The organism is Parafrankia sp. EUN1f, from assembly GCF_000177675.1.
GTDB lineage: Bacteria > Actinomycetota > Actinomycetes > Frankiales > Frankiaceae > Parafrankia.
On record NZ_ADGX01000025.1, the window covers coordinates 63942 to 78448 of the forward strand.

Genomic DNA, 14507 nt, shown 5'->3' on the forward strand with positions numbered 1-14507 from the left:
GACATCGGGCTACGGTGAGTGGATGCAGTTCGATCCCCAGGACCGTCCGTCGCGGGCCTACGTCAGCATCCTGGACATCACCTTCGACGAGCAGGAGCCAGCGGCCGGCACTGCCCCGCAGCCACCCCTGCTCGCCGACGAACACCTGGCCTCCGCCCGCCGCCGGGTCACCGACCTGGTGACGGCGGCACTCACCGAACTGCAGCCGTTCTCCCGCCAGCTCACCGTCGGCGTCGCCGCACCGGGCAACGCCGACCTCGCTGCCGCCGCGGACTGGCTGGAACGCAACCCCGCCGCCGTGGCCTCACTGCGCGCCCACATCGGCCCCCCGCAGCCCCCGCCAGCCCGACCCGTGTCACCCGACTCGGACTCCGAGCCCGGCCCGGTTGATCGGCGAGGGCAGGCTGATCAGGCCGAGCTCGTCGGTTGGCTGGGTCTCTGGCTGGTCACCAGCACCGACCCGTCCGGCGCCAGCACCGTGCGGCGCGTCCAGCCCGCGGCCGACCCAGCCGAGCTTGCCGTCGACCTCGCCGGCTGGCTGCAGGACGCCCTGGCCGACGCCTGGATCTCCGATTCGGCCCCGGCCTGCCCCGGCCACCCACACCCGCTGCGCCCCGAGGTCCACGACGGGGCACCCTGGTGGGCCTGCCCGGCCGGTGGACTCGTCCGCCCCTGGCACACCGCCACCGTCATCACCGCGCGCCGCGCCTGCTGCCCCGAGGAAAGGCTCCGCGGGGAGCACACCCATGGCGAGGCCACCGGCCGAGACATGAACGACGAGAACCTGACATTGACCAAGGTGCGGATCAGCCTTCTTGTCGTCTACTGCGTCGACCTGCCCGCCTGCCTCGATTTCTACCGAGGCCTGGGCTTGCCGTTCGAGCGTGAACGTCACGGTCGCGGCCCCGAGCACCACGCCGCGGTGCTGGCCGGCGGTGTGGTCCTCGAGCTGTACCCGGCGGGCACCGGCGGATCCACCGGGCGGACCAGGATCGGTCTGGTCGTCGCCCGCACCAGTCTGCGAACCGCCTGGGAACCAGGCGTTCATGTGCTTCGCGACCCCGAAGGTCGTGTCGTCGAACTGCACGTCACACCCTGAGACCGCGCCGAAAAGTCCACGGACGTGGGTTTGCTTCCCTGCGGCACGGTTTCCTTACAGCACCGTGAGTACCGCGGGCTACCGCGACGGGAGCGCCCAGGGGCTGACGGTCAGCTTCCCGGTGGTGCCGAGGTCGAGGTGCAGTGTCACGATCACCGGATCGGCGCCCTGGCGGGCCCGCACCCTCAGGTACGGGACGTTGACGGGCAGGTCGACGATGGAGTCGTTGGTGTTGCGCCACATGAGGCCCGAGGCCGCGCTGTCGCCCGGCTTCAGGACCAGCGGACGGACCGGCTCGTCGAGACCCGGTACCGAGGTACTGGCACCACCGCTGCCGTGCACGATCTGGACACCGCCGACAGGCGACCGGTCTTTGTCCAGCAGTTCCAACAGCGGGTAGCCGTCGAGGGCGTAGTCACGCGTCCCGCAGTTCTCCAGCCGCAGATCCACCGCGCGCAGCCCCGTCGCGGCGGTGCCATCCCCCAGGCTGAGACGGATGCCGGAGCGCGGGCACTCACCGGGCGCGGGCGGCGCCTCGCTGGCAGGCACCCTGGTCACCTCGGCGACCTTGACGCCGGTCACCCGGTCCTCCGGCGACACCCAGCGGGCCGACGCCGCCAGCCGGACCGTGCCACGCACGGTCGCTCCGGGGCCCACCGAACGCACGGTCTCGGTCTGGCTGCTCATGGCCCCACCGGTGTCCGTGGTGAACATGAACAGGATCGTGTAGGTGAACGCCTCGGTGTCGGAGTTGGTGACCTCGTAGGTGGCCGAGATCTCGGGGTCAGCGGCGCCGGCACTCGGGCCGGGTGCGCTGTTCGGAGTGGATCCCACCGGCGGGATGGTCACCGAGGTGATCCGGACGCCGTCCACGGCCCGGGCCGTGGCGGAGGAGGGTGAGGCCGTCGGCGAGGCCGCGCCGAGGCTGTCCGCGTGCTCGGATCCGCATGCCGCGGACAGCAGCACCACCGCGACGACCGCCGGAAGAAGACGAGCGGCACAGCGCATCTGTCATCCCATCAGGTCCTGGATCGAGCCCGTCGATCCGCCGGAGGCCGGTCCGGTGTCGGCGTACTCGACGCAGTGTGCCAAGAAACGTGTCATCCCGTGCACCCACCGACGGCGTTGTGGGTTTGTATGGCGGGCATGGGTGACGCGCTGGACACGGTGAAGCAGGTGATCGCCGCCTTCGAGACCGGTGACCGGGAGACGCTGCTCGGCCTGCTCGCCGAGAACGTGGTGATGGAGGCGCCCGGCGCGGTGCGCCTCGTCGGGCGTGAGGCGGCGGTCGACCACAGCGACACGTTCCTTTCCGCCTTCGAGGACGTCGAGGTCGACACGCATCTGCTCGTCGAGCAGGGCCCGCTGGTCGTCGAGGAGTCCACGCTGACAGCCCGGCACACGGGCCCGTTCACGGCCACCGGTGGCGAGCCGATCCCGGCGAGCGGCAACCTCGTCACCCTGCTGATCGTCGAGGTGTACCGGGTCGACGGCGGTCTGGTCACGCAGAACCGCATCTACTTCGACGAGACCGACCTTCACCGCCAGCTCCGCCCCGACCGCTGACCGGACATCCCCTCAGCCCGGTTGGAAGAACGCGAGCATTCTGCGGCTGGCGTCCGGCGCTGTCAGCATCTCCTGGACCGCCGCGGACCGCCGGGCGGCCGCGCTGGTGCGTGCGAACATCTCGCGTTCGTATTCCTCGACGGCGGCGGGCAGGTCACCCGGGTGCGCGGCCAGCGCGAGGCCGAGCTGGGCACCGTCGAGCAGCGCCATGTTGGCGCCCTGCCCCACCGGCGGCATCAGATGCGCGGCGTCACCGAGCAGCGTGACGTCCGGCCTCGACGGCCAGGTCAGACCGGCGGGGAGAGCCGTCATCGACCGCGGCACGATCATGTCGTCGCAGGCCGCGATCAGCGCGGTGAACCGGGTGTCCCAGCCGGTGAACAGGTCGATCAGCCGCGCCCGGGCGGCGGCCGGGTCCTCGAACGCGATCCCGCTGGTGGCGAACCAGTCCTCGGCCGTGGAGTAGAAGCTGAGGTAGACACGGACCCGGCCGTCGCCGTTGCGCTGCGCGGACAGGGACTGCCCGTTGCCGAGCACCCAGTAGTTGCCGCGCCCGACCATCGCCGCGAGATCGGGATGGGTGCGGTCGACATCGGGGATACCGAGCTCGACGGCGTTCTGCCCGATGTGCACGGGGCGGGCGTCGGTGAGCAGCCCGCGGACCCGGGAGTCCGCGCCGTCGGCGCCGACCAGCAGGTCATACGGCGCGGTCCGGCCGTCGGTGAAACGTGCCACGCCGCTGTCGGCGGACGCGAACGCGTACCCCCAGCGCACCGTGTGCCCGGGCAGCGAGTCCAGCAGCAGGTCACGCAGATCGCCACGGTCGACCTCGGGCCGCTCGGACGGGGCGTCGTCGGGGGTGTCCTGCTGCAGCAGCAGGGTGCCGTCCGGCTCGAGAAGGCGCATGTCCTGACCTTCGGGCCGGGCGATCGCGTGGAACCGGTCGATCAGGCCGGCCACACGCAGCGCCCGCTGCCCCGAATGGATGTCGAGCATGCCGCCCTGACCACGCGCCCCGCGTGAGGCGTCCCGTTCGTACACGACGGCGTCGATGCCGTTCACCTGCAGCACACGGGCGAGGGCGAGGCCGCCCAGCCCGGCTCCCACGATGGCGATGACCATCGCCGCCTCCGATCCGTCATGGGTCGCGTCCACCACACCGCCGACATCGATACATCGCAGCTTGATCGATACAGTGTATCGATGTTGGCGGCGTATCGTCGCCGGCATGCTGGTGTGGGAGAGGCCCGAACCGCCGGACCGGCCGGTACCGGCCCCGCTGAGCCGGGAGCGGATCGTACGAGCGGCGATCCGGCTGGCCGACGCGGACACCCTGGAGGCGGTGTCCCTGCGCAAGGTCGCCGCCGCACTGGACGCCGGCCCGATGCGCCTGTACGGCTACATCGCCACCAAGGACGAGCTGTTCGACCTGATGGTCGACGCGGTCCACGCCGAGATCCGCCCGAGCGGAGACGGCTGGCGTCAGGTGCTGATCTCCCTCGCCGACACCACCAGGCAGGCCGCGCACCGGCACGAATGGTTCGCCGACCTGATCGGCGGGCGACCGCAGCTCGGCCCGCACGCACTGGCCAGGATGGACGCCGTGACAGCCGCGCTCGGCGGTGTCGACCTGGGCACCGCCGTGCCGGCGATCGCCGCGGTCGACGCCTACGTCGTCGGCGTGGTGCGCCGGGAGATCACCGAACGCCGCGCCGAGCGGGCCACCGGGATGGACAAGCGGCAGTGGCAGCTGACGTACGGCCCCTACCTGCAGCGGACCTTCGCGACCGGCCGATACCCCGCCCTGGCCACCGCCGTCCGCGACGGCCCCCACCTGGACGCCGACCAGACCTTCCAGGCCGGCCTCGACTTCCTCCTCGACGGCATCGAAGCCCGCATCGCCCGCCTCTCACCCTGACCTGCGAAAGCGCCGGCGGCGACGTCTCTAGCTGCCGCCCACCCGAGCCCGGGGGACACCGCTGGCGCGGATCACCACCAGATCGCGGCGCTGCCAGGTGACCGTGGGGTGCAAACCGGCGTCACGCAGCCATCCGAGCTGCTCAGGCAGGCTGCTGGGCCGGTCGTGGTCCGCGTTCACGGGGGTGACCGCGTCGCGAGGGTCGTCGGGGACGACCACGTCGCCGAGGACCAGAGTGCCGCCGGGTCGCAGGACCTCCGCGATCCGGGTGAACAGGTCCGCCTTGGCGGGGCCGTCGAGGTGGTGGACGGCGAGCGCGGACACGACCAGATCGAACGGCCCGGCGGGCAACGGGTCCTGCAGCCGTCCCACCCGCAGGTGAACGTTCGGCAGGCCGGCCGCGGCATGCTGGAGCATCGCCGGGCTCTCGTCGAGGGCCACCGCCTCGGCGTCGGGGTGGTGGGCGAGGACCCGCCGGGTGGTCTCCCCGGTACCCGCCCCCAGATCGAGCAGGCGGGTGACGTGCAGCCCCGCGCTCGCCCGCCCCACCTCATCCTGGAACGTCGCATACGACGGAACCTCGGCGATGACCATGTCCCGATAGGTCGCCGGATCAAAGTGGTACTGATCAGCCATGACAGCCTGTCTACCCGTCCCGGCGGTGACAGTGCGACGTCAACCGGTTCTCGCCCGATCGTTCGGTGTCATCCGCCGCCATCACGAGAATGCGCCGACCTTTCGTAGTCGCCGCTTCTTTGCGGTGGCCTTCCAAGGATGATCAGGTCATGGTTCGCATCGCAGCTGTCGGAGATCTGCACATCAGGCCGGGTGCCGCGGCCCGACTGCGTCCGGTGTACCAGCGCGCGGCCGAGGTGGCCGACATCCTCCTGCTCGCCGGCGACCTCACCCAGGACGGCGGATACGCACGCGGCGAGGAAACGGCGTTCGACCTGCAGGTCGCGCTCACGCACTACGCGCCGACCCGCACCACTCTTGTGGGCGAGCGGTTGGAGCTGTACCCGTTCCTGGGCAGCCACCTGCTCGGCGCGGCGATCGACGGCGAACCCGTGACCTGGCCCGAGAAAGAGAACAGGACAAAACGATTCCAGGCGACCGGTATGCCGAACGACGAGAGGGACGGCGACCCAGCACGCAATCCGGCCTCCGGCGAACGGCAACCGGTGAGGCTGGCCCTGCACGGCCACGCCCACTACGGGACCGAAGCCGGCGTGACGCCCGCCGGCACAGCGGTACGAAACGTGGTCGCGCCGGTCATCGGCGCCCCGTTCGCCGTGTACCGGCTACCGGAAGCAAGCCGTATCGGGTGATGCGCGAACGATCGTGCGGTCAGGCCCGCGTTGGCGGCACCGACGTCACCGTGTGCGGGAGCGCAACGCGACGATGTCGTCGTGGGTGGGGAAGTGCTGCGTCCCGGGGAAACCCACCGTCCAGCCGGCGACCAGGACCGCCTGGTCAATCGCGTCGTCCGGGTCGCCGGAGCGCAGCCAGTAGTGCAGGAAACCGGCGAAGAGCGCGTCGCCGGCGCCGGTGGTGTCGCGTACCCCGAACGGCGCGGAGGCCGGTACGGCTCGCGGCGGCTTCCCGGGCAGGAAACGCACGCAGCCGGCCGCCCCGAGGCCGACGACCACCACCCGCGCCCTGCCGAGCGCGAAGACGTCCCGAGCGAAACGCTCCGGTGAGACCGTGAGGTTCTCCTGCGAGCAGAAGACCACCGTCGCCTGCTCCACCCAGTCCCGGGCGTAGGTGTCCTGAAGGCCCGGTGTCGCCTGCAGGTCCACCGCTATGGGAACACCCGCCTCGACCGCGACCGGGAGAAGCCGCCGCGTGAAGCCGATGGTGGAGATCGCCGCTGCCTGCGCCCCGACCAGAAGGTCCGCGAACACCTCCAGCGGATAGGGGAACAGGGGCAGATCCTTGAGGTCCGTGCTGATCTGCCGTCGCCCGGCCCGGTCCACAAGTACCGCGGACTGTGCGGTGTGCTCGCCCTCGACGACGCCCTCTCCTGTCAGCCCTGCCCGTCCCAGTGCGTCCCGCACCAGCACACCCGCCGCATCCCGGCCGAGGACGGTCGCCAGCCGCACCGGGCGACCAAGCCCGGTCAGACCCCGCGCCACGTTGAGACCCACACCCGACGCCTCCAGCCGCAGACCGTGGGGCAGGTAATGGACGGGTGCGTAGGCGACCGGAAAACCCTCGACCGGAATCGTCTGCTGGACATTGACCACACCCGCGACGACCACCGGAGAATCCACGACCGGCAGCCTGCCATCAGGACCGCTCACCGCCAGACCTCGACAACCGTCGGATCTTCGCCGGGATTGTCATCATGAGTACCGATAACGGTGCGATGGGCTACGGTCGAGATCGTGACTGCTCTGGATGCGGAGGCGGTGCGGGAGGCGCTGCTGACCGAGACCGATCTGCTGGCGGATCTCTATCGCGACCGCGATCCCACCACGCCCGTCCCGACCTGCCCGGGCTGGACCCTGGCCCAGCTGGTCGCCCACGTCGGCGGCGCGCATCGCTGGACCGCGACGATGGTGACACACCGCAGCACCGAGAACATCGACTACGCCACGGTCCCCGACGTGCGGCGGCCACATGATCAGCAGGCCGCGGTCGAATGGCTGCGCGACAGCGCCCGGCAGATCATCACCGCGGTCGACGCGACCGGCGCCGAGGTACCGGTGTGGACCCCGTTCGCAGGGCTGCGCCCGGCCCAGTGGTGGATCCGGCGCCGGCTGCACGAGGTCACCGGGCACCGCGCCGACGCGCTGCTGGCACTCGGCCGCGACGTGGTCATGGCACCCGCGGTCGCCGCCGACGGCCTGTCCGAACTGCTGGACCTGATCGCGAGCGGAGCGCCCTGGTTCGCAACACCACTGGACGATGAGAACACCCTGACCCTGACCGCGACCGACACCGCCGCGGGCTGGTCGATCACCCGCAGCGGTGACACCGTCACATGGACAGGGGTACCCGCCGCGGCCACGGTCACCGTCTCCGGCGCCGCGGTCGACCTGTATCTGCTCGCGCTGCGCCGGATCTCCGCCGCCGACACCCGGCTCACAGTCTCCGGCGACCCGAAGGTTCTCGACACCTGGCTTGACCGCACCGCCTTCTGACAGGCAGACCTGCGGGTTGTTGGCCTCCGCCGCAGGAACCAGATCGGTGTCCTCAGGCACCGGGTTCGGGGCCGAACGGCAAGGTATGGATCGCAGCGTTCACCGGGGTACGCGCGTCACCGCTGCCCGTACACAGGCCCGCGAGCAGGCGCAGCGCGTCCTCCGCAGGGCTGCCTGGGGACGCTGAGAGGACCAGCAGCTCCATGCCCGATTCGTCGGGCAGCGCGAAGTTCTCCTGGTGCAGTTCCAGCAGCCCGACCAGCGGATGCCGGTATGCCTTACGTCCATGGGTGCGGGCGCGGACGTCCGCGCGGGCCCAGAGGCGGCGGAAGCGTTCGCTGCCCATCGCCAGCTCGCCGATGAGGGAGGCCAGGCGGGGGTCCTCGGGATACTTGCCGGCGGCCAGGCGCAGATGCCCGACCACGTCGAGGGTGCACTGCTCCCAGTCCGCGTACAGGCCGCGCTCGGCTTCCTCGAGGAAGATGTGCCGGGCCGTGTTCAGGCCCGGCACCGGCCGGCCGAACAGGAGCCCGGCGAGGCGGTTCCCGGCGAGCACGTCCAGGCGATGGCCCATGATCAGCGCGGGTGCGTCGGTGACCAGATCGAGGACGCGTACCAGCTCCGGTCGGACCCTCCCGCCCGGCGCCTTCGCGCGGCGGTGGCGCTGCCGGGCGAGCCGGTGCAGATGGCCGCGTTCGGTCTCGTCGAGACCGAGAACACGGGCGAGCGCGTCGAGGATCTGCTCGGAGGGCTGGGTCGCGCGGCCCTGCTCCAGGCGCACGTAGTAGTCGACGCTCACTCCGGACAGGTGCGCGACCTCTTCCCGGCGCAGCCCTTCGACCCGGCGGCGCCTGTCCACGGGGATCCCGACGGCCGCCGGGTCGACCCGGGAACGCCGGGTCCGCAGGAAGCCCGCAAGATCGTCCACGCCTTCAAGTATGGCCCTGCGCGATGCCCGTGACGGTGGTCCTGCCGGTACCAGGAAGTCCCCTCCGACGGACGAAGCGCCCCTGAACGCCGGGCGCCGCCGCGCCCAGGATCGGAAGGCACCTGATCCGAAGGAGTTCCGATGAAGACGCTGATCGTCTACGCCCACCCGGAGCCGAAGTCGCTCAACGGCGCGCTGAAGGACCTCGCGGTTTCCACCCTGGAGACCGCCGGGCACGAGGTACGGGTCAGTGACCTGTACGCGATGAACTGGAAGGCGGTCGTGGACGCCGCGGACTACGGGCCCGACGCCTCAAACCCGCTGAAGGTGGCCCTGGACTCCGGCCGGGCCTTCGACGCCGGGACTCTCACCCCGGACGTTCTCGCCGAGCAGGAGAAACTGCTGTGGGCCGACACGATCGTCTTCCAGTTCCCGCTGTGGTGGTACACGATGCCCGCGATCCTCAAAGGCTGGGTGGACCGGGTGTTCACCTACCATTTCGCGTACGGCGTCGGCGAGCACAGCGACATCAAATACGGGGAGCGTTTCGGTGAAGGCACCCTCGCGGGCCGGAAGGCCCTGCTGTCGGTGACCACCGGCGGCCCGGCGTCGCATTACACCGCCCGTGGGATCAACGGCCCCATCGACGATCTGCTGTTCCCGATCCACCACGGCATCCTGTACTACCCGGGTATCGAGGTGCTGCCGCCGTTCGTGCTCCACGGCACCGACCGGCTGACCGACGAGGACTACCCGGACGTCGCCAAGGCCTGGGAGCAGCGCCTGCTCACCCTGGAGTCGACCGCGCCGATCGCGTTCCGGCGGCAGAACTTCGGCGACTACGCGATCCCCTCACTGCATCTGAAGGAGGGACTGGAACCCGCGGGCCGCACAGGGTTCGCACTGCATGTGCGCGGCTGACCGGGGGCCCGGTGGGGATCGTCGCCGCAGGCCTGCGTCAGACGCTTCGCAGGACACGGTCGAGCGCTGCGCGGCCGGCGGGTCCCCAGGCAGGTTTGCCGCCGGGAAGGCCCCGGTCTCCGTTCTGGCCCATGAGCATGAGGAACAGGCTTTTCAGGGCGGCCAGCCCGCGGGCGCGCCGGATCGTCGCCTCGTCCGCCTGCGCATATACGTCGAAGAAACGCGAGGTGGCGCCCGCGGGAAGGATTACCCAGGCGGCCGCGAGATCCCACGCCGGATCGCCGGCGAACATGTCGCCGAAATCGATCACGCCCGCGAGCGTGCCATCCGAGACCACGACATTCGCGGGATGAAGGTCGCCATGAACCCAGACCGGCGGCCCCTCCCATTCGGGCGCCGCAACGGCGTCCTCCCAGACGGCGCGGACATCGTCGGCGATACCGCCGGGGACGACCGCGTGAAAGAAATGGTCGAAGCCGTCCGTGCACTTCTTGGGGTGAGCGCCACGGTCCGAACTGATCGGCGCGTCAGCGGGTGCCGCCACGTGCAACGCGCGAAGGAAGCCTGCCAGGGTGTCGGCCGCGTGGTCACCGCGGCTGATCGAGCTGTGGTCCAGTGGGTCACCACAAACCCACGTCATGATCGTCCAGGGCTTGGGGAAGCGCGCGGACGGTTCGCCGGTCCGTACCGGGTTCGGGACCGGCAGCGGCAGGCGCGGGGCCAGGACGGGCAGCCACCGGCGCTCCTTGCGCTGGAGGTCCGGAGCACGTTCCGTACGCGGCATACGTACGGCCAGCGCGTCCCCAAGGCGCCACTGCTGGTTGTCCCACCCGCCCGCCACCTCGCGGATGGCCAGCCCCGCAAGGTCAGGATGCTGCTCCCGCAACAGGTCATGGACCAGACCCGCGGTGACCTCGATCTCGGAGTCGGTCATACCCGCCACCGTATCGGGGCCGTACGGAAGGAGCCTGCGCGAAAACCTGTTGGCGGACCGTGTCGACCGCTGCTAGCTTCGCGCAGGCCGTGCGAGAGAACGAGGAGGTGGTACCCGTGAACGCAGTATCGACATGGGTGCTCCTGTCCGGAGTCACGGTCGGGCGGTAGGTCGTCCGGGAGCGCCGTTCAGAGCACTCCCGAAAGGCACGACCATGCGATTCACCTCCGAGCAGCGCCTCGACGACGGCGTCCTCGAACGCGAATTCACCCTCGGCGAGGTCCCCGGCATCCTGTGGACGCCCGTATCCGCGTCCGTACCGGCGCCGCTGATCCTGCTCGGCCACCCCGGCGGACTGCACAGGATGTACCCCCGGCTGGTGGCCCGGGCCCGGCGCTCCGCGGCGGACGGCTTCGCCACCGCGACGATCGAGCTCCCCGGCAGCGGTGACCGGCCTCGGTCCGACGCCGCCGAGCAGGCCCGCGCCGACCTGCGCCGGGCGTTGGAGGCCGGCGAGCCGGTCGACGAGGAGATCGTCGACCGGCTCGTCCTCCCGCTGGTCGCAAAGGCGGTCCCGGAATGGCGGACGACCCTGGACGCCCTTCTTTCGCTTCCCGAGATCGGCGGCCCGGTCGGGTACTCGGGAGGTGTGATCGCCATCGGCATCCGGCTGGCGGTGGTCGAGCCGCGTATCTCGGCCGCCGGCCTGTTCGCCGGGAGTTTCGTGCCTCGCACCATGTTCGAGGAGGCTCGGCGGGTCACCATCCCGCTGCATGTCCTGCTGCAGTGGGATGACGAAGGAAACGACCGGCAGGCGGCCCTGGACCTGTTCGATGCGTTCGGCTCCAAGGAGAAGTCACTGCACGCCAACATGGGCGGGCACACCGGCGTTCCGCAGTTCGCGGGGGACGTCGTGGCCGGATTCTTCACCCGGCACCTGAGGTGAGGCCGGGCCGTCAGGCCCGCAGCAGACGATAGGAGCTGTCGGCCAGGTCACCGCTCATCGGGGACAGGCCCCGGCCAACCTCGATAAGCGGTGACCAGCGGAGCCTTCGCCCGCGTCACGCCAACGCTGATCACGGACTGACGCACCCGGCGGCTTGACCTTGCCGCTGGCGACCACGCTCATGATCCTTCGTGTCGTCGACGCGGTCGCCCGACCTGTGCGTGCGCTCCGGACCCCACACCCATCGACCGTTCCGTTTCGTCGTTACATCAATCCAGCTACGAAACGACGAAACGAAAGTAGCCCGGATGGGGCGGGCGGCCACTGACTCCCCCGATGTCTAACGCCCGAGAAGGGAGGCTTATCGGGCGTTAGCCTATGGGGCTGGGGGAGCGACATCAGGCAGGACGGCGGGTCCAGGCAGGACGGAAGGTGCGCCGATCCATTTAGTGACCGCAACGAAACGGAATGACGTAACGAATATCGCCGCCGTGGGCGTTGGGCCGGGTGTCGGGGGCGCTGGCGGTCGGGGCGTGGGCGATGTAGCTGCAGGGCGCGCCGGGCAGCCGGATGACCGGCCTGGCCCGCTACGGGCGGACCGCGAAGGCACCAGCGCTGCGGACCCGGACGTGATCGGTTCGTACGGGCGGCGGGCCAGGACGCGCACGGATCATCTGCGGCGGGCGGCGCGGTATCTGGGGTGGCGGGTGACGAGTTTCTGTTGGCGCGGGCTGACGAGGACGTCGGCGGCCTGATCCGCGGGGAGAAGGTCGGGTGGGAGCGGCTGCGTGCCGCGCTGCCACCGCTGCCGCGCGACCATGGACATCTCGCGGCGCTGGACGGCTCTTACGGGTACCTGCGGCAGTTCACCCCGCAGGTGTTGGACGCGGTGACGTTCGCCGGCGGCACCGCCGCGACCGACCTGCTCACAGCGGTGGACATCCTGCGGGAGCTGAACACGGGGGTCGAGGAGGATCCGGGCAGTCGTTGGCGCTAGCGATGATCTAGCTGGTCAGTCGCTGAGACGGCGGAGCATGTTCGCGAGGAGGATGACTGCGTCGGCCGCGATGCCCGCGTCACGGCGGGTGGGCGTGGTCCGGTGCTTCACCTGGTGCGCGAGCTCGATCGCCTTGGTGACCAGGCCGCGGAGTTCGGTGTTGCCCGCTCCAGGGACCGCGTCTTCGACGAACCGCCCAAGACGGCTCTTGGTCTTGTCTGGGGGTGGCACGGTCTCGCCTGGACGAAGGTGGCGTTGCGGGTCGTACACGGTGCGGCCGAGTGCTTCGAGGACGCCCACGCAGTCGGTCCCGATGCCCCGGTAGTCCTGGGGCGTCGAGGCGGTGTGGAAGTGCCGGCGAAGTTCTGCGATCTCGCGGTCGACGTCGGGCCAGCCGGTTGCGTTTCTCGGACTGATGGGAGTGGCGAGCTCATCTTCGATACGTGCTTCGTCCATGCGGAGCAGACGCGCATGCAGTGGCTCGAAGACTCCCTCCAGGTACTCGCGCCGTGCGGCCCAGGAGCCTGACATGTCGTTCTTGATCCAGTAGGTGCGGAACGAGGCAAGGTCGCGGAACGGCAGGTCGAAGGACAGCGCGAGCCGCCGCAGAACTGCTCGCAAGGCCCTGAGGGCTACTGCCGCTTCCTCGTTGTTGAGCTTCCCCTGGCCGCTTGTTCCGAACGCCTGCAACTCGTCGTGGACGAGAGCGGTCAGCGCGAGGGCGGCGTCCAGGTCGTCGATGCCGGGTAAAGGCGTGCGGCGGAGAGTTTCGACGCGTTCCTCGTTGAAGACGGGTTGCATCGGCCACCCGAGGTCGAACGGGTCGTCGTCGAGGGTGATCTTGACGGCCGGAGGTTCCGGGACATCGAAGAAGTCCGCGGGCTTCACCGCGCCAACTGCTCGCGTCGGGCCGCGGGGCGCTGGCCGATGGTGGTCTTGTCGAGGTGGCCGTAGACGGTGGAGCGGGGGACGCCGAACATGTCGGCGATCTTGCTGACGGTGTGCTGGCCGGCGTCGTAGAGCTGCTGGGCGAGCGCGGCCTGGTCGGTGGTGAGGCGGGGTCGGCGGCCGCCGGCGCGGCCGCGGGCACGGGCGGCGGCGAGGCCGTCGCGGGTGTTGGCGACGATGAGCTCACGCTGGTACTCGGCGAGCACGGAGAGCATGCCGAACATGGCGCGCCCCTCAGGGGTGGCCGTGTCGATGCCCTGCTCGACGACGTGTAGGCCGACCTCGCGTTCGGTGAGTTCGGCGCCGAGGGTGACCAGGTGCAGCAGGGATCGGCCGAGCCGGTCCAGCCGGGTGACCTTGAGCGTGTCGTCAGCGCGCAGCAGCTGCATGACGAGGTCGAACTTCGGCCGGGACGCCTTCGCGCCGGAGGCGATGTCGAGGTGGATGTCGCGTTCGGCGACGCCGGCGCGCAGGAGCGCGTCGATCTGGTGGTCGGGGTTCTGGTCGGCGGTCGAGACCCGCGCGTAGCCGATCAACACTCGTCGAAAATAGTCGATCAGGCGGGTTTGTCGACGTTGTTTTCCGACGCGGGTTGTCGACGCTTCCGGATGGCTCGGCGGGGTTCGGGTGGTGGGTGTCGACAGACGACCGTTTACTGACACGATCAAGAAATGGCTCTGGCTACGGAGTGCCGGTCCGGCAGGTGTCCCGGTAGGGCTCATCGGGCAAGTAGTTGATCCATTCCTGTCGGTCCAGGCCGCGACCGGCACGTTGGCAGGCCACCTGGACTGCGTCAGTCCGCAAGACCTGGAGTGTGCTGAGATCCCAGAGCCGCACCGTGCCGTCGCTGCTACCGGTGGCCAGCAGCGACCCGTCCGGACCGAATCCCACCATGCTCACCTGACCGGTGTCGCCGGTGAGCGGGGCGCCGAGCAGGCGTGGGTGGGTCGGGTCGGAGATGTCCCAGAGCCGCACCGTGCCGTCGCTGCTACCGGTGGCCAGCAGCCGCCCGTCCGGACCGAACGCCACTGTGGCCGCCTGGCCGGTTTCGCCATTGATGCTGACCAAGCGGATGGTGGTCGGGTCGGAGATGTCCCAGAGCCG

16 protein-coding genes and 1 pseudogene are annotated in these 14507 nt (G+C 70.2%); 8 read left to right on the top strand and 9 right to left on the bottom strand.

Annotated features, from left to right (window positions below):
* The first annotated feature begins 22 nt into the window (after positions 1-22).
* Positions 23-1099, top strand: a complete 1077-nt coding sequence (locus FREUN1FDRAFT_RS46115; protein WP_006539955.1) for a VOC family protein — start codon at positions 23-25, stop codon at positions 1097-1099.
* Positions 1100-1177: 78 nt separating this feature from the next.
* Here FREUN1FDRAFT_RS46115 and FREUN1FDRAFT_RS10265 read toward each other — a convergent pair whose 3' ends face one another.
* On the bottom strand, positions 1178-2107 hold the full coding sequence (locus tag FREUN1FDRAFT_RS10265) for a DUF4232 domain-containing protein (RefSeq protein ID WP_006539956.1): 930 nt from the start codon (positions 2105-2107) through the stop codon (positions 1178-1180).
* Positions 2108-2206: 99 nt separating this feature from the next.
* Here FREUN1FDRAFT_RS10265 and FREUN1FDRAFT_RS10270 point away from each other — a divergent pair, with 99 nt between their 5' ends.
* Complete coding sequence (locus FREUN1FDRAFT_RS10270) at positions 2207-2665, top strand: ester cyclase (protein ID WP_232295133.1); 459 nt, start codon at positions 2207-2209, stop codon at positions 2663-2665.
* Positions 2666-2677: 12 nt separating this feature from the next.
* Here the strand turns inward: FREUN1FDRAFT_RS10270 and FREUN1FDRAFT_RS10275 are convergent, their stop codons facing one another.
* Positions 2678-3787 (bottom strand): NAD(P)/FAD-dependent oxidoreductase, encoded by a 1110-nt coding sequence (locus FREUN1FDRAFT_RS10275; protein ID WP_006539958.1) that lies wholly within the window; start codon positions 3785-3787, stop codon positions 2678-2680.
* Between the two features lie 106 nt (positions 3788-3893).
* Here FREUN1FDRAFT_RS10275 and FREUN1FDRAFT_RS10280 point away from each other — a divergent pair, with 106 nt between their 5' ends.
* Positions 3894-4583, top strand: a complete 690-nt coding sequence (locus FREUN1FDRAFT_RS10280) for a TetR/AcrR family transcriptional regulator (RefSeq protein ID WP_006539959.1) — start codon at positions 3894-3896, stop codon at positions 4581-4583.
* A 27-nt stretch (positions 4584-4610) separates the two neighbouring features.
* On the opposite strand, the gene FREUN1FDRAFT_RS10285 is transcribed toward FREUN1FDRAFT_RS10280, so the two are convergent.
* Complete coding sequence (locus tag FREUN1FDRAFT_RS10285; protein WP_006539960.1) at positions 4611-5219, bottom strand: trans-aconitate 2-methyltransferase; 609 nt, start codon at positions 5217-5219, stop codon at positions 4611-4613.
* A 149-nt stretch (positions 5220-5368) separates the two neighbouring features.
* Here FREUN1FDRAFT_RS10285 and FREUN1FDRAFT_RS10290 point away from each other — a divergent pair, with 149 nt between their 5' ends.
* Positions 5369-5911 carry a metallophosphoesterase gene (locus tag FREUN1FDRAFT_RS10290; protein ID WP_006539961.1) on the top strand — a complete coding sequence of 181 codons (543 nt, stop codon included), beginning with the start codon at positions 5369-5371 and terminating at the stop codon, positions 5909-5911.
* A gap of 45 nt (positions 5912-5956) precedes the next feature.
* On the opposite strand, the gene FREUN1FDRAFT_RS10295 is transcribed toward FREUN1FDRAFT_RS10290, so the two are convergent.
* Positions 5957-6886: a carbohydrate kinase family protein gene (locus FREUN1FDRAFT_RS10295; RefSeq protein ID WP_006539962.1), complete on the bottom strand. Its 930-nt coding sequence runs from the start codon at positions 6884-6886 to the stop codon at positions 5957-5959.
* An 84-nt stretch (positions 6887-6970) separates the two neighbouring features.
* Here FREUN1FDRAFT_RS10295 and FREUN1FDRAFT_RS10300 point away from each other — a divergent pair, with 84 nt between their 5' ends.
* Entirely contained in the window at positions 6971-7729 is a 759-nt protein-coding gene (locus FREUN1FDRAFT_RS10300; RefSeq protein WP_157474587.1) for a maleylpyruvate isomerase family mycothiol-dependent enzyme, read from the top strand.
* Between the two features lie 52 nt (positions 7730-7781).
* On the opposite strand, the gene FREUN1FDRAFT_RS10305 is transcribed toward FREUN1FDRAFT_RS10300, so the two are convergent.
* Positions 7782-8657 (bottom strand): helix-turn-helix transcriptional regulator, encoded by an 876-nt coding sequence (locus FREUN1FDRAFT_RS10305; RefSeq protein ID WP_006539964.1) that lies wholly within the window; start codon positions 8655-8657, stop codon positions 7782-7784.
* Between the two features lie 141 nt (positions 8658-8798).
* Between FREUN1FDRAFT_RS10305 and FREUN1FDRAFT_RS10310 the strand changes: the two genes are divergently transcribed.
* A complete protein-coding gene (locus tag FREUN1FDRAFT_RS10310; RefSeq protein ID WP_006539965.1) occupies positions 8799-9578 on the top strand; it encodes an NAD(P)H-dependent oxidoreductase in 780 nt (259 codons plus the stop codon).
* Positions 9579-9615: 37 nt separating this feature from the next.
* Here the strand turns inward: FREUN1FDRAFT_RS10310 and FREUN1FDRAFT_RS10315 are convergent, their stop codons facing one another.
* Positions 9616-10512 carry an aminoglycoside phosphotransferase family protein gene (locus tag FREUN1FDRAFT_RS10315; protein WP_006539966.1) on the bottom strand — a complete coding sequence of 299 codons (897 nt, stop codon included), beginning with the start codon at positions 10510-10512 and terminating at the stop codon, positions 9616-9618.
* 214 nt (positions 10513-10726) lie between these two features.
* On the opposite strand from FREUN1FDRAFT_RS10315, the gene FREUN1FDRAFT_RS10320 reads away from it, so the two are divergent.
* Both FREUN1FDRAFT_RS10320 and FREUN1FDRAFT_RS10325 read left to right on the top strand, forming a co-directional pair.
* Positions 10727-11458 (top strand): dienelactone hydrolase family protein, encoded by a 732-nt coding sequence (locus FREUN1FDRAFT_RS10320; RefSeq protein ID WP_006539967.1) that lies wholly within the window; start codon positions 10727-10729, stop codon positions 11456-11458.
* Between the two features lie 733 nt (positions 11459-12191).
* Positions 12192-12416: pseudogene (locus FREUN1FDRAFT_RS10325) on the top strand (hypothetical protein); the annotation flags it as partial.
* A gap of 54 nt (positions 12417-12470) precedes the next feature.
* On the opposite strand, the gene FREUN1FDRAFT_RS10330 reads toward FREUN1FDRAFT_RS10325, so the two are convergent.
* The 3 genes from FREUN1FDRAFT_RS10330 to FREUN1FDRAFT_RS10340 all read right to left on the bottom strand — a co-directional run.
* Positions 12471-13343 carry a hypothetical protein gene (locus FREUN1FDRAFT_RS10330; RefSeq protein ID WP_006539969.1) on the bottom strand — a complete coding sequence of 291 codons (873 nt, stop codon included), beginning with the start codon at positions 13341-13343 and terminating at the stop codon, positions 12471-12473.
* Positions 13340-13942 (bottom strand): recombinase family protein, encoded by a 603-nt coding sequence (locus FREUN1FDRAFT_RS10335; protein WP_006539970.1) that lies wholly within the window; start codon positions 13940-13942, stop codon positions 13340-13342. Before FREUN1FDRAFT_RS10335 ends, FREUN1FDRAFT_RS10330 begins: the two co-directional genes overlap by 4 nt.
* Before the next feature lie 142 nt (positions 13943-14084).
* The coding region (locus FREUN1FDRAFT_RS10340; protein WP_006539971.1) for a WD40 repeat domain-containing protein at positions 14085-14507 on the bottom strand (423 nt) is incomplete at its 5' end.